The sequence below is a fragment of the Amycolatopsis bartoniae genome (genome assembly GCF_014191255.1).
Lineage (GTDB): Bacteria > Actinomycetota > Actinomycetes > Mycobacteriales > Pseudonocardiaceae > Amycolatopsis_E > Amycolatopsis_E bartoniae.
Map to the genome: position 1 here is coordinate 552,511 of NZ_JACHWH010000003.1, position 18,419 is coordinate 570,929.

General features: G+C 70.9%; 18 protein-coding genes. 6 read left to right on the plus strand and 12 right to left on the minus strand.

Annotated elements, in window-relative coordinates:
* Positions 1-59: 59 nt before the first annotated feature.
* Positions 60-917, minus strand: a complete 858-nt coding sequence (locus FHX82_RS19315) for a helix-turn-helix transcriptional regulator (protein WP_145935580.1) — start codon at positions 915-917, stop codon at positions 60-62.
* An 85-nt stretch (positions 918-1,002) separates the two neighbouring features.
* Between FHX82_RS19315 and FHX82_RS19320 the strand changes: the two genes are divergently transcribed.
* A complete protein-coding gene (locus tag FHX82_RS19320; protein WP_145935581.1) occupies positions 1,003-1,779 on the plus strand; it encodes an SDR family NAD(P)-dependent oxidoreductase in 777 nt (258 codons plus the stop codon).
* Positions 1,780-1,819: 40 nt separating this feature from the next.
* Here the strand turns inward: FHX82_RS19320 and FHX82_RS19325 are convergent, their stop codons facing one another.
* Complete coding sequence (locus FHX82_RS19325) at positions 1,820-2,395, minus strand: TetR/AcrR family transcriptional regulator (protein ID WP_145935582.1); 576 nt, start codon at positions 2,393-2,395, stop codon at positions 1,820-1,822.
* Positions 2,396-2,478: 83 nt separating this feature from the next.
* Here FHX82_RS19325 and FHX82_RS19330 point away from each other — a divergent pair, with 83 nt between their 5' ends.
* On the plus strand, positions 2,479-3,414 hold the full coding sequence (locus FHX82_RS19330) for an NADP-dependent oxidoreductase (protein ID WP_145935583.1): 936 nt from the start codon (positions 2,479-2,481) through the stop codon (positions 3,412-3,414).
* Between the two features lie 14 nt (positions 3,415-3,428).
* On the opposite strand, the gene FHX82_RS19335 is transcribed toward FHX82_RS19330, so the two are convergent.
* Genes FHX82_RS19335 through FHX82_RS19345 form a run of 3 tightly spaced genes read right to left on the minus strand, consistent with a single transcriptional unit; the run spans position 3,429 to position 5,821 of the window.
* Positions 3,429-4,052 (minus strand): NADPH-dependent F420 reductase, encoded by a 624-nt coding sequence (locus tag FHX82_RS19335; RefSeq protein WP_145935584.1) that lies wholly within the window; start codon positions 4,050-4,052, stop codon positions 3,429-3,431.
* Positions 4,053-4,090: 38 nt separating this feature from the next.
* Entirely contained in the window at positions 4,091-4,825 is a 735-nt protein-coding gene (locus tag FHX82_RS19340; protein ID WP_145935585.1) for an SDR family NAD(P)-dependent oxidoreductase, read from the minus strand.
* A gap of 60 nt (positions 4,826-4,885) precedes the next feature.
* Positions 4,886-5,821 carry an SDR family oxidoreductase gene (locus tag FHX82_RS19345; RefSeq protein WP_145935640.1) on the minus strand — a complete coding sequence of 312 codons (936 nt, stop codon included), beginning with the start codon at positions 5,819-5,821 and terminating at the stop codon, positions 4,886-4,888.
* Between the two features lie 256 nt (positions 5,822-6,077).
* Here FHX82_RS19345 and FHX82_RS19350 point away from each other — a divergent pair, with 256 nt between their 5' ends.
* Positions 6,078-6,971, plus strand: a complete 894-nt coding sequence (locus tag FHX82_RS19350) for a LysR family transcriptional regulator (RefSeq protein WP_145935586.1) — start codon at positions 6,078-6,080, stop codon at positions 6,969-6,971.
* 738 nt (positions 6,972-7,709) lie between these two features.
* Positions 7,710-9,029 carry an MFS transporter gene (locus tag FHX82_RS19355; RefSeq protein ID WP_145935587.1) on the plus strand — a complete coding sequence of 440 codons (1,320 nt, stop codon included), beginning with the start codon at positions 7,710-7,712 and terminating at the stop codon, positions 9,027-9,029.
* Here FHX82_RS19355 and FHX82_RS19360 read toward each other — a convergent pair.
* The gene (locus tag FHX82_RS19360) at positions 9,026-9,814 is read right to left on the minus strand and encodes an acyl-CoA thioesterase domain-containing protein (protein ID WP_229880618.1); all 789 of its coding nucleotides are present in this window, start codon (positions 9,812-9,814) and stop codon (positions 9,026-9,028) included. The genes FHX82_RS19355 and FHX82_RS19360 overlap by 4 nt on opposite strands.
* A 28-nt stretch (positions 9,815-9,842) precedes the next feature.
* Positions 9,843-10,475 carry a TetR/AcrR family transcriptional regulator gene (locus FHX82_RS19365; RefSeq protein WP_145935588.1) on the minus strand — a complete coding sequence of 211 codons (633 nt, stop codon included), beginning with the start codon at positions 10,473-10,475 and terminating at the stop codon, positions 9,843-9,845.
* A 152-nt stretch (positions 10,476-10,627) separates the two neighbouring features.
* On the opposite strand from FHX82_RS19365, the gene FHX82_RS19370 reads away from it, so the two are divergent.
* A complete protein-coding gene (locus FHX82_RS19370) occupies positions 10,628-12,760 on the plus strand; it encodes an acetate--CoA ligase family protein (protein ID WP_145935589.1) in 2,133 nt (710 codons plus the stop codon).
* Between the two features lie 53 nt (positions 12,761-12,813).
* Entirely contained in the window at positions 12,814-14,484 is a 1,671-nt protein-coding gene (locus FHX82_RS19375) for an MFS transporter (RefSeq protein ID WP_229880620.1), read from the plus strand.
* A gap of 46 nt (positions 14,485-14,530) precedes the next feature.
* Here FHX82_RS19375 and FHX82_RS37745 read toward each other — a convergent pair whose 3' ends face one another.
* From FHX82_RS37745 to FHX82_RS19400, 5 genes are read right to left on the minus strand one after another with little or no spacing between them, the layout of a single operon-like run.
* Complete coding sequence (locus FHX82_RS37745; RefSeq protein ID WP_145935591.1) at positions 14,531-15,139, minus strand: PHP-associated domain-containing protein; 609 nt, start codon at positions 15,137-15,139, stop codon at positions 14,531-14,533.
* Complete coding sequence (locus tag FHX82_RS19385) at positions 15,136-16,269, minus strand: thiolase C-terminal domain-containing protein (RefSeq protein ID WP_145935592.1); 1,134 nt, start codon at positions 16,267-16,269, stop codon at positions 15,136-15,138. The genes FHX82_RS37745 and FHX82_RS19385 overlap by 4 nt, the downstream gene beginning before the upstream one ends.
* Positions 16,269-16,676, minus strand: coding sequence for a Zn-ribbon domain-containing OB-fold protein (locus tag FHX82_RS19390; RefSeq protein ID WP_145935593.1), 408 nt, complete (start codon positions 16,674-16,676; stop codon positions 16,269-16,271). The genes FHX82_RS19385 and FHX82_RS19390 overlap by 1 nt, the downstream gene beginning before the upstream one ends.
* Before the next feature lie 14 nt (positions 16,677-16,690).
* On the minus strand, positions 16,691-17,443 hold the full coding sequence (locus FHX82_RS19395; RefSeq protein ID WP_145935594.1) for an SDR family NAD(P)-dependent oxidoreductase: 753 nt from the start codon (positions 17,441-17,443) through the stop codon (positions 16,691-16,693).
* Between the two features lies 1 nt (position 17,444).
* Positions 17,445-18,317 (minus strand): SDR family NAD(P)-dependent oxidoreductase, encoded by an 873-nt coding sequence (locus FHX82_RS19400; RefSeq protein ID WP_145935595.1) that lies wholly within the window; start codon positions 18,315-18,317, stop codon positions 17,445-17,447.
* Positions 18,318-18,419: the final 102 nt, after the last annotated feature.

The following is an 18,419-nucleotide window of genomic DNA, read 5'->3' on the forward strand; positions in this document are numbered from 1 at the left end:
GGCTCCTGGCCGTTCGCGGCCAGGAGCCCTTCGTGCACCCAGGCTGCCGGGCGAGGCCGCTAGCGTGATCCGCTCGTGCTGACGCCCTCGGCTCCCAGCACGTTCAGCAAGGCCAGCGCCTCGCTGTCGCGGGAGCCGGGCGGTGCGGTGTAGAGCACCAGGTGCTGGTCGCGTTCGGTGAGCGCGAGGGAGTCGCAGTCGACGGTGATCTCCCCGACGGCCGGGTGCCGGAACGTCTTGGTGAGCACCGGCGCCGCTTGGATGTCGCGCCGGTCCCAGAGCCGGGCGAACTCCGGGCTGCCGTCGAGGAGCTCCTCGACGAGACCGGTCACCGCGGGGTCCGAGGGGTACCGGGCGAGCGCGGCACGCAGCTGCATGACCACGTGGTGGCGGAACTCGGCCAGGTCGGAGATCCCGTACGGCGCCGCGCCGCGGCGCGACGGCCCGAGGAACGCCCTCCGCGCCAGGTTGCGCTCCCGCGGGGCGAGCCCGCCGAAGTCCTCCATGAGCGCGGCCGCCAGCTCGTTCCACGCCAGCACCTCGAACACCGCGGACGTCACGAACGCGGCTGTCCGCGGGAGCCGGTCCAGGAGCGCGAGGATGCTGGGGCGCACGTCGCGGCGGTGGGTGCCGTTCCTGAGCGGTGCCGTGCCGGCCAGGACGTGGAGATGGGCGGACTCGACGTCGGTCAGGCGCAGCGCGCCCGCGATCCCGGCGAGGACCTCGGCGGAGGGCCGGGGAGCCCGGCCTTGTTCGAGCCGGACGTAGTACTGGGTCGAGATGTGGGCGAGCACCGCGACCTCCTCGCGGCGAAGACCCGGCGTCCGCCGCCGCGGGCCCGACGGCAGGCCGACGTCCTCCGGGTGCAGCCGCGCCCGCCGGCTGCGGAGGAACGCCCCGAGCTCCTGCTTGTCCATACCCCGAGTCTGCACCCTGGGCGGCGGCGGAGCCTGACACCGTCTGTACCTGTCTCCGGATTCCGGCCGCGGAGACGCTGGAGGCATGACCAACAGCACTTCCCTCGGCCTGCTCACCGGCAAGGTCGTGTTCATCACCGGCGCGAGCCGGGGCATCGGCGCGGCCGCGGCCCGGTTGTTCGCCCGCGAAGGCGCCGCTGTCGTGCTCGCTTCCCGCGGCATCGACGCGCTCGACCGCGTCGTGACCGAGATCCGCGCCGACGGAGGCGTCGCCGACGCCGTCGCGCTGGACCTCGCCGACCGGGCGAGCATCCGCGCCGCCGTCGACCGCGTCGGGCAGCTGCACGGCCGGCTCGACGGCGCCTTCAACAACGGCGCAACCGTCCAGCGCCGGCCCGGCCCGCTCGACACGACCAGCGACGAGGACATCGACGAGCAGTTCACCGTGAACTTCCGCGCGCACTGGACGGCCATGGTCGCCGAAGCCGAGCTCATGCGCCGCACCGGCGGCGGGGCGATCGTCAACACGTCGAGCATCGGCAGCCGCCGGGCCAACCCGGAACTGCCCGCGTACGGAGCCATGAAGCGAGCTCTCAACAGCATCACCGAGACGGGCGCCGTGACCTGGGCGAAAGAGGGCATCCGGGTCAACGGCATCACCCCGGGCGGCACCGCGACGGAGATGATCGACACCTGGGAAGCGGCCACCCCCGGTGTCGTCGACCGGATAAACGCCTCGATCCCGCTCGGCCGGATGGCCGAGCCGCACGAGGTCGCCGAGGTGGCGGCGTGGCTGCTCAGCGACCGCGCCGCGATGGTGACAGGCGCGATCATCCCGGTCGACGGCGGTGCGGGCGCCTGACGCCAGAGGCGCCGCCCGTGTCCCGGCCCGTGTCCGGTGTTCAGGGAACTCGCGCGCGGAGGCCGTCCATGAGGAGGTCCAGCAGGCGGCCGGCCTTGGCTTCGTGCCCGGGCCGGGGGGCCACGGTGAAGATGCCGATGAGGGCAGCTGCGATGTCTTCGGCGGTGACGTCGGAGCGGAGGTCGCCCGCCGCGCGACCGGCGTCGAGGATCGTGGTGATGGCCGCCAGCAGCTCGGTCCTCGTCCGCGCGTGGGCGATCTCGCCCGACTCGATCATCGCGAGCAGCGTGTCGAGCATGCCGTTCTTGGTCGCTATCCAGTCCCCGAACAAGTCCATCCAGCGCCGCATCGCCGCGGCCGGGGGCTGCCGGCCGAGCAGTTCGCGGGCGCCGGTCGTCAACCGCACGACCTGGTCCCGGTAAACCGCGTCGACCAGCGACTCGCGGGTCGGGAAGTGCCGGTAGAGCGTGGCGATGCCGACCCCGGCCTCGCGGGCGATGGCCCGCATCGACGGCTCGGCGCCGGCCGCCGCGAACATGCGGGTCGCGACGGCGAGCAACTGGTCGCGGTTCCGGGTCGCGTCCGCTCGCGGCGCGCGCAGCTCCTCCTCGGCCAAAACGGATCACGCTCCAGTTGTGCTAGGGTCGGTCAGGTAAACGGAGCATAGTCCGTTTCGATGCGGCAAGGAGACAGACGCACATGCAGCAGCACACGAGCAGGGCGGTCCGGCTCGACGCGTTCGGCGGCCCGGAAGTGCTCGACGTCCAGGAGGTTCCCGTCCCGCAGGCCGGTCAGGGACAGGTCCGGGTGCGGGTCACCGCGGCCGGTCTCAACCCGATGGACTGGATCATGACAGCCGATGCGGACACTGCCGCGCGGTTCGGCTTGAGCCTCCCGGCCGGGTTCGGGACGGACTACGCGGGGGTCGTCGACCAGGTCGGCGCGGGGGTGACCGGCTTCGCCCCCGGTGACCGGGTGTTCGGCGGCGCCCTGTCCCGCGCGGTCGCCGACTTCGTGGTGGTCGACGCGGCCGGGGGGACCGCGGCGAACGAGGCCCACCACACCCCCGACGGCGTCGACGACCGCACCGCGGCCACCCTCGCGATCGCCGGCCGCACGGCCTCCGCCGCCCTCGCCGTGGTCCGGCCCGGCCCGGCCGACACCGTGCTGATCGGCGGCGCGGGCGGCGGAGTCGGGGTGTTCGCCGTCCAGCTGGCCCGGATAGCGGGAGCGCGCGTGATCGGGACGGGATCGGCGGCGTCGGCCGATTTCCTGCGCGAGCTCGGAGCCGAGCCGGTCACCTACGGCGACGGCCTGGCCGACCGGGTCCGGGCCCTCGCTCCCGGTGGTGTCACCGCCGCCATCGACCTGCACGGGACGGAGACAGCGCACACCGCCCGGGAACTCGGCGTCCCGGACGGCCGCATCTGCACCATCGCCGCGCAGGTCGACGGCGTCTCGGCGGCCAACGGCGCGAACGCCGCTGCCGGCGCCCTGGACGAGATCGCCCGCCTGGTCGCGGCCGGCCGGCTCCGGGTGTCGATCGCGGCGAGCTTCCCGGTCGAGCAGATCCGCCGCGCGGCCGAGCTCCAGGCCGGCCGGCACGTGCACGGCAAGGTGGTCATCGACCTCTGATGTCGTGATTCGGCTCAGGCGGTGAATTCGTCGACGCCGAGGGCGAAGTCGAAGTGCCCCACCCCGTTGCCGGCGAGGCCCATGGTCACCAGGCCCGCGCCTTCCAGCCAGTGCGCCATCTTCAGGCCGCCGACGTCGAGCGGGCGCAGCCCGAGGCTCTCGATGAATGCCGCCACGCCCGCCTTCGCCTGCGCATTGTCGCCGGCGAAGAAGACGTCGGGCCGGCCCTTCTCCAGGACATTGCGGAAGATGGTGTTGAAAGCCTTCACCACGCTGGCGCCGGCCGGGGCCACCTTCGCGACTTCCTGCGCGACCGAGGTTTCCTCGCTGTGGGCCAGTCCGTCGAACGTGGCGTTGAACGGGTTGCTGATGTCGACGATGACCTTGCCCGCGAGGGCGTCTCCGTACTCGGCGACGACCGGAACGACACCGTCGTACAACAGGGCCGTGATGACGATGTCCCCGGCCGGGACGGCGGCCCACTTGCCCGTCGTCGTGCCGCCGCCCAGAGCCTTGGCCAGGTCCTCGGCCTTGGCCTGGTCTCGTCCCATGACCTCGACGGTGTTGCCGCCCGCCACCGCGAGCGTGCCGATGGTGCGGGCCATGTTCCCCGTACCGATGAGGGTGATGCTGCTCATGAAAATGTGCTCTCTTCCTGTTTTCGATGGCCTGCGGTTCAGATGGCGGTGGTGCCGCCGTCGGCGACCAGTTCCAGGCCGTTGACGTAGCTGGAGTCGTCGGAGGCGAGGAACAGGGCGATGGTGGCGATTTCTTCGGGGCGGCCCATCTTTCCGCGGGGAATGAGGGACTCGAAGGCGGTTTTGGTTGCCTCGTCGAACAGTTCTTCCTGTTTGGCGGTGGCGACCTGGCCGGGGGTCAGGACGTTGACCCGGATCTTGTGGTCGCGCAGTTCGTTGAGCCAGACGCGGGCCCACGCCTGCTGGACGGCTTTGCTTCCCGCGTAGAGGCTCCAGCCGGGAAAGGCGCCGAGGGAGGCGTTGGACCCGGTCATGAAGATCGAGCCGTTGTCGTTGATCAGCGGCAGTGCCTTCTGCACGGTGAACAGGGTGCCGCGCGCGTTGAGCCAGAAGGCGCGGTGGAACTGTTCCTCGGTGATCTCGCCGAGAACGGCGGGTTCGCCCATTCCGGCGTTGGCCCACAGCACGTCGATCGAGCCCTTTTCCCGCCTGACGGTGTCGTACAAGCGGTCCAGGTCGTCCAGTTCGGACGCGTCACCCTGGACCGCGGTGACGTTGCGGCCGATCAGCTTGACCGCGTCGTCCAGCGCTTCCTGCCGCCGGGCCTGGATGAAGACGTGCGCTCCTTCCTCGACGAACAGTTTGGCGCCGGCCAGTGCCATGCCGGTGGATCCGCCGGTGATCACCGCTACCTTGCCATCGAGCTTTCCCACGATCACTCCGTTGAATTGAGGGATATCGAAACAGTTGCGATTCGGCTTGCGCCCCTGCCGTCAGCCGGCGGAGAAGTAATGGCCGTTGTCCAGATCGGCGAGCAGGCCGGGCTGAGCGGGTTCCCAGCCGAGGGTCTTGCGGGTGATGAGGTTGGACGCCGGGTAGTTCTGCGTGACTATGTTCGCGAGGAACCCGAAGTACCCCGGCAGCATCAGTACGTCCGCGGGAACGCTCACCGCGGGCAGGCCCAGGCGGCTGCCAATGGCCTCGGCGATCTCGCGGAACGGGATGCCCCCGTCCGCAACCGCGTGCCAGTATCTGCCGGCCGGACCCTTCTCCACTGCCAAGCGGAACACGGAGGCGGCATCGCGGATGTGCACGGCGTTCCACAGATTCGCGCCGTCTCCGGGGTAACCGACGAAACCCTTTTCCTTCGCGAGCGCGATCAGCTGCACGAGGAAGCCCGCGCGATCGGTCGTGCTGTGCGCGATGTTGGCGATCCGCACGATCGAAGACCGCACTCCCCGCTCGGCGAGGCCGATTACGGCGGTTTCCACGACGTTGCGAACCCGCAGGGTGCCCTTGTGCTCATCGCCGCCGGGAAGGGCCGGGTCCTCCTCGGTGGCCGGCCGGCCCAGATTCCCGGGCGAGCCAATGCTTCCCGCCGCGACCAGCGGCTTTCCGGTTCCTTCGAGTGCCTCGCCGTACGCGAGCATGATCGGGAGCTCTGCGGCGGCCACGGCGTCGATCCCGCCGGACGGAAGCAGGTCCTGCCTGTGCGCGACGTGGATGACGCCGTCGGCGTCCGCGGCTGCCTCCTTGAGCCCGTCGAGATCCGTGAGGTCGCCGCGACGCACCTTCGCGCCGAGCGCGGACAGCGCCGCCGCGGCCGTGTCCGACCGGGCCAGGCCGGTGACCTCGTGCCCGGCGGCGATGAGCTCGGGGATGATGGACGAACCGGAATGACCGGTCCCGCCAGTGACGAAAACGCGCATGCTGCTGTTCCTTGTAAGTGATGTGGTGGTGCGGAGGCGCTCAGCCGAGAATGCTGGGGTCAATGTTCCCCAGGCCGATGATGCTGATGCTGCTCATGGAGTGTCTGCTTTCTGAAGCTGGATTCAAATCCCGATGTCGAATTCTTGTGCCGAATTCGCTCGGCCCCCTTTAACGATGCCCTCGGCTTGAGCGAGCGTCCAAGACTTCTTTCAGTCGTGGTGATACCGTGGAGGCATCACCAGGCCGGGAGGCTCCATGGATCTGGACCTGCGCAAACTGCGCTACTTCGTCGCCGTGGCCGATCGGTTGCACTTCGGCCGCGCCGCCGAGGAGCTGCACATCGCGCAGCCGGCGCTCAGCCGTCAGATCCGCGCGCTGGAACAGGATCTCGGCGCCTCGCTGTTCACCAGGGATCGCCACGGCGTGGCGCTGACGGACGCGGGCCGGCAACTGCTGGCCGACGCCGGTCCGCTGCTCGCCTCCGCGCACGCGGTCCGCCGCCGGGTGGCCGTGGCCGCCCGCGGCAGCCGGCGGCTGGTGGTCGGCTTCCGGGCCGGCATCCCTGTCATCCCGGCGACGCGGGCGTTCGAGGCCCGGCATCCGGACGTGGTCGTGGACGTGCAGCGGATGGAATGGGACGACCAGGCCCCGATGCTGCTCGACGGCCGCGTCGACGTCGGCTACGTGCGGCTGCCCATCGACGAGACCGGCCTGCGCGTGACTCCGCTGTACACCGAGCCGCTCATGGTGGTGCTGCCCGCCGGACACCGGTTGGCCGGCAAGGAGGAGGTCACCGAGGCCGACCTGACCGGCGAACCGCTGGTCTGGCATGCCGACCCGAGCACGCACCCCACCCGGCGCCCGCACCCCGACTCGGGGCTCCGGGTGCGCGGGGTGGAGGAGACGCTCGAGCACGTCGCGGCCGGCCGGGGCATCTCGTTCGTGGGGCGTTCGGCGACCGTGTTCTACTCGCGTCCGGACATCAGCTACGTCCCCATCCCGGAACTCGCGCCCGACCAGGTGTGCCTCGCGATGGCGGCAGCACGCACCTCACCGCTGGCCGAGGACTTCTTCACCGCAGCGCAGGCGACGGCCGAGATCACGGCAGAATGTGGAAACTACGATCCGGGTGTGGCTGTCGTGGAGTGATCACTCGGCCTGGGGGACAGGCGTCTGCTGCCCCCACGGAGTATCGGGACTTCGACGGTGGAGCACCGGGTTCGGTGGTGTTGCCGTAGACGAGCAGGCTCTCCGCGGTGGTCCTGCCACCGGGCGGAACTGGACCAGCGACACGCAGGTGTCACCGACCACGGTCGCCGTCGCCGAGCGAACAGCCCTGGCCGACGGAGGCATCGAGAGGAGCTCCGGTGCCCGGTAGCGTCGCCGTGGCCAGGCGCAGGATCGTCACTCCGGCGGCGGGATTCGCCAGTCCTGTCGGCACGGCCCCTGCCTCGGCGCCGTGCCGGAATGGTCAGCGGAAGGCCCGGCTGATCGCTGCGCGTGCCCCCGGCGAGATTCCCGCCGCAATCACACCAATCGTCGTGCCGGACGGGCTGCTGGTCCGGGCCGACGTGCTGCTTGTGATGGAGCGTCGGTCACGGGGGAGCGCGCGGTGAGCGGGGTGGGCGCGTTCGCGTCTTCGGTAGGGCGCCACCACCCTGCGCGATTCCGTCACCGGACCAGCGAATTTCCGCCGCGACGGGATGGCCACTCAACTCTGGGGCTGATGTAGCCGCCTCGCGGCGGCCGAACGGCCCTCGAGTCCGAAATGCCCTGTGCTGACCCAAATGGGCCTTGACAATCCCAGCACCCGGGAAGACCCTGCTATGAAGCCCAATTCTAGAGGGCAGTTCTAAAAGCGGTCGCGCCGCCAGAAAGGTCAGAGCAATGAGGCTCTCCTACGTTCGCGAACTCGACGAGTATCCGACCGGCATGCGCCGGATGCGCGTTCTCGCCATGGCCGTCCTGGCCATCCTGATCGGGTCCTACGAGGCGCAGATCGCGCCCGTGGTCCCGTTGCTGCTCAAGGATCTGCACATGTCCCTGGCCACCTACGGCACCGTCTCCGCCGTGGCGACCATCGCGGGTGCGCTGGCCTCCGCCGCGGGGGGCCGGCTCACCGACCACTACGGCCGGGTCCGACTGCTCGTGCCGTTGATGCTGCTCACCGGCGTGCTGTGCTTCGTCATGACGCTCGTGCACAGCCCGACCCAGCTGCTGTTCGCGCGCATCGCTCTGTCCATTGTGGACGGCATGGCGATGGCGGGCACCGCCCCGCTGGTCCGGGACTTCTCTCCCCGGATGGGCCGCGCGCAGGGCTTCGGCTTCTGGACCTGGGGCCCGGTCGGTGCGAACTTCCTGGCCTCGTTCGTCGCCGGGCTGACGCTGCCCGTCTTTCACGACTCGTGGCGTTCCCAGTTCGTCATCATGGGAGCGTTCTCACTCGTCATCTCCCTCGTGATCACCTTCAACATCGCCGACCTGTCGCCGGAGCTGCGCGACCGCATCCGCCAGACCGAGCACCACGAAGGCGAGGAAGCCCGACTCGCCCGCCCGCCGCGGCTGCGGAACCTCCTGGCGCACCGCCACATCTGGGCGCACGTCGTGGGCATCTCGCTCTGGCTGGTGCTGTACATGACGCTGACCCTCTACGGCCAGACGATGCTCGCCCAGAGCTTCCACCTGACCGCGTCCAAGGCCGCCACGATCATGTCCGTGTTCTGGGTGCTGAACCTGGTCACCCTGATCGTGATCGGCCGCATCTCCGACCGCCTGCAGCTGCGCAAGCCGATCTGCCTCGCCGGCACGATCGCGGCACTGGCCATCTCGGCCTACCTGGTGAGCCTCGTCTACCGGGGCAGCGTTTCCCCCGTGCACCTGGGGATCACCGGCGCCCTGCTCGGCGGCGCGCTCGGCGTCGCGTACGGCCCGTGGATGGCGAACTACTCCGAGGACGCCGAGGACGTCGACCCACGCCTGCAGGGCACCGCGTGGGGCATCTTCGGCTTCATCTCGAAGGCTGTCGCCGTCATCGCGCTGTTCGTCATCCCGCGGGTGGTCGAGGCCGGCGGCGGCTGGGGCATCTGGATGACGGTGGCCACCGTCTGCCTGGCGCTGTTCATCCCGGCGACACTGATGTTCCACGGCCGGTGGCGGCGCCCGGCGGCCAAGCCGAGCGTGCCCACCACCGCGGCGGCCAGCAGCTAGCCCGCCGCCTGTTCCGCCGCCTTCGCGCGCCGCGGTGGCCTGGCCCCCGGGTTGGCCACCGCGGCCGTCACGCTGTAGCCGACCGGGCCGAGCCGGTCGTACACGGTGCAGTGCCCGACCGCGACTCCGTCGGCGCTGGTGTGCCCGCCCGACTGCAGCCCGATGTGCTCGCCCACCGGTGGCCGGCTCAGGTACAGCGTGTAGTCGGCGTTGATGAACTCCAGGTCCTCGTCGCTGCCGTGGGCGAGCGGGCTCGCCATGTCGGCGGCGAGCGCGGCCCGCACGAACGGGGAAAGCTCCTCGCCGTCGACCAAGGCGCCGGGCTCGCGCATCCACATCCGGCGCAGGTCGCCCTCGTTGAACCGCCAGCGTTGCGGGATCGAACCGGGTTTCGCGGGCGGCAGGGTGTGCGGGTCCGGCGCGTCCCAGTCCGGCGTGGCCGGCACCCGGCCCGGTGGCTGCTCGCTCGCGCGCAGCTGCACCGCGGTGGCGCGGGCGACGAGCCCGATCTCCGAGGTCAGGGTCGCTTCGGTGACCCGGATCCGGTGCCCGTCCCGGATCCGTAGTGAGGTGACCTCGACGGGTTCGAGCGGCGCGTTGCGGAACAGGTCCACCGTGAGCCGCCCGAAGCGCAGGCCCGGCGCGCCGTGCTCGGCCTCCAGGGTGCGGGCCAGCAGCCCGCCGAGCAGTCTGCCGTGCAGCATCTTCGGCGCCCACCAGCTGCGGGCGTGCGGGGCCGGGACGAACCGGTCGCCGGCGCGGGTGAAGTAGGCGGGTGGCGCCAAGGCGCGGTCCTTTCCGGGACGGGGAGTCCTAGCCGGACTCGGGACGGTGCACGGGGTCGAGCCTGCGGATCAGCGTCTCCGCCGCGTCGGCGATCGTGTTCGCCTTGCGCTTGGTCGAGCAGTTCGCGATCTCGCGGCCCGCCTCGCCGATGATCGTGGTGATCACCGAGACCGTCAACCGGTCCACCGGGTCCGAACCGGCGCCCAGCAGCACGGCGTTCTGCCGGACCCACTCGCGGTTGCGCGAGCGGCGCATCAGCTCGAACCCGGGCGGCCCGTCCCCGTCCAGGAACACCCGCACCAGGTCGCGGCGCTGCCAGGAGCCCTCGAGGAACGCGCGGGCGCCCACGATGAGCAGGTCGAGCGGGTCCTCCACGCCCTCGGCGCGGGCCTTGGCCACGGCCACCGTCGCGTTGTGCTCGTGGCTCGCCTGGTGGTCCTCCCACAGTGCCAGGTACAGCTCGGTCTTGCCGCCGAAGTGGTGGTAGAGGCTGCCGACGCTGGAGTCGGCGCGCTTGACCACCTCGGCGACGCTCGCCTCGGCGAAGCCGCGCTCGCTGAACACCTCCCGGGCGGCGTTCAGCAGCACCCGGCGGGTCTCCGTGGTGCGGCTCCACTGCCAGGCGTTCCCGCCGCTCGTGGTTCCCGTCTTGCGTGCCATGTGCCCGCTCCGTTCGATCCGTCGAACCCGATTTTAGAACGCCTGTCGCCCGGAAGCGCTCTTGACACCGATCCGCGACCGGCGCAGGCTGAATGAATTACTAGAGTCGTGTTCTAAAAAATGCGCCAACGGCGGTGCGAAGGCGGGCAGGGATGGCGGACTTCTCGGTCAGCGCAAGGGAAAGCACGAGCTCACTGCGGGCGTTGTTCAACCCGGAATCGATCGCGCTGGTGGGTGCGACGGACAAGTCAGGCTGGTCCCGCAACACCTTCGACAACCTCCACGCCCACGGGTTCACCGGGCCCGTGCACCTGGTCAACCCACGCACCGAGATCGTGCACGGGCAGCGGGCGCACCGGAGCCTGAGCGACATCGGGCAGCCGGTCGACCTGGCCTACGTCATGGTCCCCACCCCCGTCGTGCTGCCGGTGCTGCAGGAGGGCGCGCGGCTGGGCATCCGCAGTTACGTCGTGCTCACCGCGGGTTTCGGCGAGACCGGTGCCGAGGGGCGGCTGCGTGAGCGGGAGGTGCTCGACTTCGCGCGCGAGAACGGGCTGACGGTGCTGGGGCCGAACGGGAACGGCTACATCAACGCGGCCGCGAAGATCACCCCGTACGGGCTGCCGATCCTGAGCTCCCTGGCCGGCGGCTCGGTCGGCGTCGTGCTGCAGAGCGGCGCCCTGGCCAGCTCCATCCTCGCCTTCGCCCAGGCGCGGAACGTGGGCATCAGCCTGCTCACCGCGATGGGCAACGAGGCGATGATCTCGGTGACCGACGTGCTGGAGTACCTGATCGACGATCCGGCGACCAAGGTCATCGCGCTGTTCCTGGAGTCGGTCCGCCGTCCGGACGAGTTCGCGGCGGCGGCCCGGCGGGCGGCCGCGGCGGGCAAACCGGTCGTCGCGCTCAAGATCGGCGCCAGCCAGCTCGCGTCCCGCACCGCGCAGGCGCACACCGGCGCCCTGGTCGGCGACGACAGCGTGATCGACGCGGCGTTCCGGCAGCTGGGCGTGATCCGGGTGCGCTCGCTGGAGGACCTGATCATCACGTCCGGCCTCCTCGCCGCGACCCCGCCGCTGCCGGGCCGCCGGGTCGGCGTGGTGACCCCGTCCGGGGGCGCATCGGAGATCATCGCCGACCGGGCCGAGCAGGAAGGGCTGGTGCTGCCGGAGTTCGCGCCGGAGACGGTGGCGCGGCTGAAGGAGATCCTGCCGGAGTTCGCGACCGTGCAGAACCCGCTGGACGTCACCGGGTACGTCGTGGTCGACCGGACCCTGCTGAGCCGCGCGCTCGCGATCGTGGCCGACGACCCGGGCATCGACGAGGTCATGCTGCTGTCCGACCTGCCGCGTGGGGTGCCGCCCGACCCGGAGCTGACGCTGTCGGTGTACCAGACGAGCTCCCGGCTCATCCGCGAGTCGCCGCGGCCGGTGGTGGTCGTGAGCAACGTGCTGGTCGACGTGAGCGAGTTCGGGCGGACCGTGCAGCGGGAGACCGGCTACCCCTATGTGGCGGGCGGGATCGAGCACGGCCTCGGCGCACTCGGCGCCGCCGTGCGCTGGTCGGAACGGACCCGCGAGGTGGCGTCCTGGCAGCCGGTGCCGGTGCCCGCCGTGCCCGAGCTGCCCGGCGAGCCCACCGGCACCTGGGTGGAGCACGAGGCGGCGGCTTTCCTGGCCCGCAACGGGATTCCCGTGGTGCCGGCCGAACTGGCCGGCGACGAGGACAGGGCGGTCGAGGCCGCGAACCGGTTCGGTTATCCGGTGGTGCTCAAGGCGGTCGCCGACGGGCTGGGCCACAAGAGTGACATCGGCGGCGTGCGGCTCGGGCTGGCGAGCGACGACGAGGTGCGGCGGGCGCACCGCGAGATCACCGCGTCCTTGCGCGCCTTGTCCGCCAAGGGGATCGGCACCCTCGTACAACCGCAGCGTTCGGGCGGTGTCGAACTGCTCGTCGGCGTGGTGCGGGATCCGGCGTGGGGGCCGGTGCTGGCGGTCGGGCTCGGTGGCATCTGGGTGGAAGTGCTTCGCGACGCGGCACAACGACTGTTGCCCGTCAGCGCGGCGGATGTCCGGTCCGCGCTCGGTGAACTGCGGGGTGCCGCCGTTCTGCGTGGCTCCCGGGGCCGGGAACCGGCCGATTTGGACAGTGTCGCCGAGGTCGTGACGCGGGTGGGAGACCTTGCCCTCGCGCTGGGTGATCGGCTGGAATCGTTGGAGATCAATCCGTTGCTGGTGCGGGGTTCGCGGGTGGAGGCGCTGGACGCGCTGATCACCTGGCGCTGAGGGAAGGATGGCGAGTGGGCGGGGCGGCGGTACGGGGTGAGAGGTACAAATGGGTGGCGCTGACCAACACGACGATCGGCGTCCTGCTGGCCACGATCGACTCGTCGATCATGCTGATCGCGATGCCGGACATCTTCCGCGGCATCCACCTCGACCCGTTGCTGCCGGAGAACAGTTTCTACCTGCTGTGGATGATCCTCGGTTACCTCGTGACGAGCAGCGTGCTGGTGGTCAGCGTCGGGCGGCTGGGTGACCTGTTCGGCCGGGTGCGGATGTACAATCTCGGGTTCGTCATCTACACCTTCGCCTCGCTGCTGCTCACCATCGACTGGATGAGCGGGCACGCGGGCGCGATCTGGTTGCTGGTGTGGCGGATCGTGCAGGGCGTCGGCGGCGCGTTCCTGGTGGGCAACTCGGGCGCGATCCTGACCGACGCGTTCCCGGCGCACCAGCGCGGGCTCGCGCTCGGCATCAACAACGTGGCCGGGATCAGTGGCACCTTCATCGGGCTCGTGCTGGGCGGGCTGCTCGCGCCGATCAACTGGCGGCTGGTGTTCCTGATCTCCGTGCCGTGCGGGGTGTTCGGGGCGGTGTGGGCGTACCGGCGGCTGCACGACCTGTCCCGCCGCTCCGGCGAACCGATCGACTGGCTGGGCAACATCACCTTCGCGGTCGGCCTGATCCTGGTCATGATCGGCATCACACACGGGATCCAGCCCTATGCGGGGCACACGATGGGCTGGACCAGTCCGGTCGTCGTCGGCTGCCTCGCCGCGGGGGTGGCGCTGCTGGTGGCGTTCGGGATCATCGAGACGCGGGTGCGGTTCCCGATGTTCCGCCTGCCGCTGTTCAAGATCCGGGCGTTCACCTTCGGCACGCTCTCGACGTTCCTGTCCGCGCTCGGCCGCGGTGGGCTGATGTTCATGCTGATCATCTGGCTGCAGGGGATCTGGTTGCCGCTGCACGGCTACAGCTTCGAGTCGACGCCGTTGTGGGCCGGCATCCACATGCTGCCGCTGACGGTCGGTTTCCTCGCGGCGGGGCCGGTCTCCGGGTACCTGTCGGACCGGTTTGGCGCGCGGCCGTTCGCGACGGCGGGCATGCTCGCGGCCGCGACGACCTTCCTGTTGCTGGAGTTGCTGCCGATCGACTTCCCGTACCCGGCGTTCGCCGCGATCCTGCTGCTGAACGGGCTGGCGATGGGCTGTTTCGCGTCGCCGAACCGGGCGGCGGTGATGAACAGCCTGCCGATCAGCCACCGCGGTGCCGGCGGCGGGATGAACTCGACCTTCCAGAACTCGGCGCAGGTGTTCTCGATCGGCATCTTCTTCTCGCTGATGATCACCGGCCTCGCGGCGACCCTGCCCTCGGCGCTGACGACTGGGCTGGAGGCGCACCACGTCCCGCCGGCGGCGGCCGCGGCGGTGGCGGGCAGCCCGCCGGTGTCGGTGCTGTTCGCGGCGTTCCTGGGTTACAACCCGATGCAACATCTGCTGGGGGACAACGTGATCTCGCACCTGCCGCCCGCCGACGCGGCGGCGCTGACCGGCCACGCGTTCTTCCCGGACCTGATCTCGGGGCCGTTCCAGGCGGGTCTGCACATCGCTTTCGCGTTCGCCATCGCGGCGTGCCTCATCGCGGCGGGCGCGAGCGCCTTCCGAGGGAGTCGGTACGTGGCGGCGGAGCTGGAGGCGCCGGTGTTGTCCCACGAGAAGGCTTCGTGAGGGGTGGCTGTCGAGGCGAGTCCGGAAAGGGCAGTCCGGCGGCCACTCAGAACCGCGGCGCGTGGGGCCGGTACTCGCCGTGCACGACGGCCGAGCGCAGCGCCGCGAGGAATTCGCGCGGGCCGTCGAAGTCCGGCATCTCCAGGTACGCCGCGCCGATGCCCGCCGGGTCGTGGGCGTCCGAGCCCGCCGTCCCCGGCAGGTCGTACGCCCGAGCCGTGGCCAGCGCCGCCGCGTTCACCGCGGGGTCCGCGATCTTCGCGTTGAACACCTCCACCGCGTCGATCAAGCCCGCCTCGCACAGCGACGGCAGCTCCGCGCCCACCCCGCCGCGCAGCGGGTCGTACGGGTGCGGCGCGCACACGAGCCCGCCCTGCGCCCGGATGCGCGCCACCACCTCCTCCGCCGGCAGCACGTACGGCACGCGCTCCCGCAGGAACAACCCGATCAGCTCACCCGACCGCGTCCGGATCTCCTCGCCGACGACCACCCGCGCCCCGACGAGCCGCGACAGGTCGTAGTCGGCGATGTGGTTGTGCTCCGTCACGCACACGACGTCCAACCGGCACTCGGCAACCCGTTCCGCGAGCTGCTCGACCGTCGTCCACGCATCGCCGGACTCGACGGTGTGCAGATGACAGTCGACCCGGATCACGGCTTGCGGTTGCTCAGCACCAGCGCGCCCGCGGCCATGAACATCCCGCCGTTGCCCAGCGCGACGCTGACCTCGACGCCCGGCACCTGCGCCGCCGCCTCGCCGCGCAGCTGCCGCACCGACTCCTGGATCAGGAACATCCCGTACATCCCGGTGTGCGTGTACGACAGCCCGCCGCCGTTGGTGTTCACCGGCAGCGACCCGCCCGGCGACGTGTGCCCCTCCGCGATGAACGGCCCCGCCTCACCGCGCCCGAGGAAGCCCATGTCCTCCAGGCCGTAGATCGGCACGTGCGCGAACGCGTCGTAGATCATCACGTGGTCCACGTCGCCGACGCCGATCCCCGCCTCGGCGAACGCGTCCCGGCTCGACCGGCGGAAGGCCGCGGACGTGGTGAAGTCCGCCATCTGCGAGATCAGCGGCGACTCGAAGGTCTCACCGGTGCCGAGGATGTGCACCGGCGGCTTGCGCAGGTCCGCCGCCCGCTCGTCCGACGTCACGATCAGCGCGCCACCGCCGTCGGTGACCAGGCAGCACTCCAGCAGGTGGAACGGGTAGGAGATCATCCGCGAGGCGAGCACGTCCTCGACCGTGATCGGGTCCCGGTACATCGCGCGCGGGTTCCGTGCGGCCCACTTGCGCTGCGCGACGGCAACGGACGCGAGCTGCTCGGGCGTCAGCCCGAACTCCTTCATGTACCGCAGCAACGGGATGGTGAACATCGTAGGCGGCCCGAACACCCCGTACGGCGCCTCGAACTGCGCGTTCGGGCTCGACGCCGGCATCGACCCGCGCGCCGGGCCGACCCGTGACCGCCCCGACTCCCCGTGCGTGATGAGGATCGTGCTGGCGTGCCCGGCCTCGATCGCCGCGACCGCGTGCCGCACGTGCAACAGGAACGACGTGCCGCCGACGCCGGTGCCGTCGATCCAGCGCGGCTGGACGCCCAGCGCGTGCGCGACCTGGATCGGGCCCGGCGCGGAGACCGAGGCGATCCCGTCGATGTCCGAGAGCCGCAGGCCCGCGTCTTCGAGCGCGTTGCGCGCACCTTCGACGTGCAGGCGCAGGGTCGAGTGTTCCGGCAGCACACCGACCCGGTCGGTCTCCGCTGCTCCGGCGATGGCAACCATCAATGGCCTCCGGCGGGGGTGAACTGCGGGATCGTGACGTCGCCGCGCTGCTCGAAGGTGACTTCCAGGTCCATGTCGAGCACGAGGTTGTCCGGGGTGTTCTCGATGCCGACGATGTTCGCCATCATCCGTGGCCCCTCTGCCAGCTGCACCACGGCGATCGCGTACGGCGCGTCGTTCTCGAAGCCCGGCGCGGGCCGGTGGTTGATCGTGTACGAGTACAGCGTCGCGCGGCCGCTCGCGGTGAACCACTCCACCGCGCCCGAGGCGCAGAACGGGCAGCTCGGGCGCGGGTAGAAGAAAGGCTGTCCGCAGTCGGCGCAGCGCTGGATGCGCAGCTCGCCGGCCGCGGCGCCGTCGAAGAACGGCTTGGTCTCCGGCGTCGGCACGGGAACGGGTTTGCCCATCGGTCGCACTCCTCCTAGTTCGGGGCGAGTTCGGCGAGGATCTCCTGCGAGTAGGCGATGCGGCCGCTCGGTGCGCCGGACCGGCACAGTGCGAGCGCCGCGGCCGCCATCACCGACGGCGGTTCCGCCTTCGGGTCGTCCTCGGTGGTGAGGTGGTGGAACAGCGTGCCGGGCGTGGGCACGACCTTGCTCGGCGAAAGCGCGTTCACGGTGATGCCGTCGGCGTGCAGCTCCGCGGCCAGCCCGGTGCTGAACCGCTCGATCGCGGCCTTGCACATGCCGTACACCGTCCCGCCGCGCCGCCCGGAGTCCGGCGCCGGATGGCGCGCGGCGCCCGAGGAGATGTTGAGGATCCAGCCCTCGCCGCGCATTCCCGGCGTGCACAGCTGCGCCAGGTGCACGGGCGCGGTGACCTGCACCTCGAACATCAACGCGAACCGCCGGGCGGAGAACTCCTCGATCGGCGTGAAGTAGGTGACCGCCGCGTTGTTGACGAGGATGTCGACCGGACCGGCCGCCGCCGCGAGCCGTTCGCGATCGTCGCGTTGGGACAGGTCCGCCGCGATCGCCTCGGCCGCGCCGCCCGCCGCTGTGATCCGGCCGACCGTGTCGGAGATGGTGCCGGGCAACCGGCTCTGCTCCGGGGTCACGGTGCGGGCGGTGACCACGACGCGCGCACCCTCGGCGGCGAACAGCTCCGCGATGGCCGCGCCGATGCCCCGGCTTGCGCCGGTGACCAGCGCGACCCGGCCGTCGAGCGCACCCATGTCAGCGCCCCAGCAGGGGGCCGAAGGACGACTCGAGGTGCGTGGCGAGCGAGTCGAGGTCCCACGGGGCGGTGCCGACGATGCGGCTGATCGGTTCCGGGTTGCTGTAGAGCGCGACCTGGTAGCCCGCCGAATGCAGGATGCGGCCGTTGATCCAGCCCGAACCCGTACCCGCCAGATAGGCCACGACGGGCGCGACGTTGTCGGGCGAACGCTCGTCGGTCCGCGGGCTCCTGCGCCGCTCGCCCGGGATCGACGCGGTCATCCGGGTGGCGGCGCCGGGCGAGATCGCGTTGACCGTGACGCCGTACTTGGCCAGCGCGTTGGCGCTGGAGTAGGTCAGGCCGACGATGCCCATCTTCGCCGCCGCGTAGTTGGGCTGACCCGGCGCGCCGTGCAGCCCGGAGACCGAGGTGAAGTTGATGATCCGGTTCTGCGCGGCCTCTTCCCGCAGCGAGCGCCAGTGCGCGGCCGCGAACTTGGTCGTGTTGAACGTGCCCTTCAGGTGCACTCGGATGACGTCGTCCCATTCGCGCTCGGCCATGTTGAACACCATGCGGTCGCGCAGGATGCCGGCCACGTTCACCACCACGTCGAGCCTGCCGAACTGGCCGATCGCGGTCGCCACCAGCTCCTCGGCGGCGGCGTGGTCGGAGACGTCGGAGAAGTTCGCGATCGCCTTGCCGCCCGCCTCGGTGATCTCGGCGACCACCCCGGCGGCCGGTCCGTCGTCGACGCCCGAGCCGTCCAGCTGCGCGCCGAGATCGTTCACCACGACCAGCGCGCCCTCCCCGGCCAGCAGGCGCGCGACCGAGGCTCCGATGCCGCGGCCCGCGCCCGTCACGATCGCGACCCGCCCGTCCAGCCGACCCATGATGACCGCCCTTCGTCGCCCGGTTCTAGAACACGCTTCTGAAATCAGCTTCGGCCGCCGGGCGTGGCCCTGTCAAGGTGGCGGGGGTATTGACACCGGTAT

What these genes read in the sequence shown, in the direction of transcription:
- FHX82_RS19370 (WP_145935589.1), top strand. Translation starts at nt 10,628, where the DNA reads ATGGCGGACTTCTCGGTCAGCGCAAGGGAAAGCACGAGCTCACTGCGG.
- FHX82_RS19320 (WP_145935581.1), top strand. Translation starts at nt 1,003, where the DNA reads ATGACCAACAGCACTTCCCTCGGCCTGCTCACCGGCAAGGTCGTGTTC.
- FHX82_RS19355 (WP_145935587.1), top strand. Translation starts at nt 7,710, where the DNA reads ATGAGGCTCTCCTACGTTCGCGAACTCGACGAGTATCCGACCGGCATG.
- FHX82_RS19365 (WP_145935588.1), bottom strand. Translation starts at nt 10,475, where the DNA reads ATGGCACGCAAGACGGGAACCACGAGCGGCGGGAACGCCTGGCAGTGG.
- FHX82_RS19335 (WP_145935584.1), bottom strand. Translation starts at nt 4,052, where the DNA reads ATGAGCAGCATCACCCTCATCGGTACGGGGAACATGGCCCGCACCATC.
- FHX82_RS19395 (WP_145935594.1), bottom strand. Translation starts at nt 17,443, where the DNA reads ATGGGTGCGCTCGACGGCCGGGTCGCGCTGGTCACCGGCGCAAGCCGG.
- FHX82_RS19390 (WP_145935593.1), bottom strand. Translation starts at nt 16,676, where the DNA reads ATGGGCAAACCCGTTCCCGTGCCGACGCCGGAGACCAAGCCGTTCTTC.
- FHX82_RS19315 (WP_145935580.1), bottom strand. Translation starts at nt 917, where the DNA reads ATGGACAAGCAGGAGCTCGGGGCGTTCCTCCGCAGCCGGCGGGCGCGG.
- FHX82_RS19330 (WP_145935583.1), top strand. Translation starts at nt 2,479, where the DNA reads ATGCAGCAGCACACGAGCAGGGCGGTCCGGCTCGACGCGTTCGGCGGC.
- FHX82_RS19400 (WP_145935595.1), bottom strand. Translation starts at nt 18,317, where the DNA reads ATGGGTCGGCTGGACGGGCGGGTCGCGATCGTGACGGGCGCGGGCCGC.
- FHX82_RS19385 (WP_145935592.1), bottom strand. Translation starts at nt 16,269, where the DNA reads ATGGTTGCCATCGCCGGAGCAGCGGAGACCGACCGGGTCGGTGTGCTG.
- FHX82_RS19345 (WP_145935640.1), bottom strand. Translation starts at nt 5,821, where the DNA reads ATGCGCGTTTTCGTCACTGGCGGGACCGGTCATTCCGGTTCGTCCATC.
- FHX82_RS19350 (WP_145935586.1), top strand. Translation starts at nt 6,078, where the DNA reads ATGGATCTGGACCTGCGCAAACTGCGCTACTTCGTCGCCGTGGCCGAT.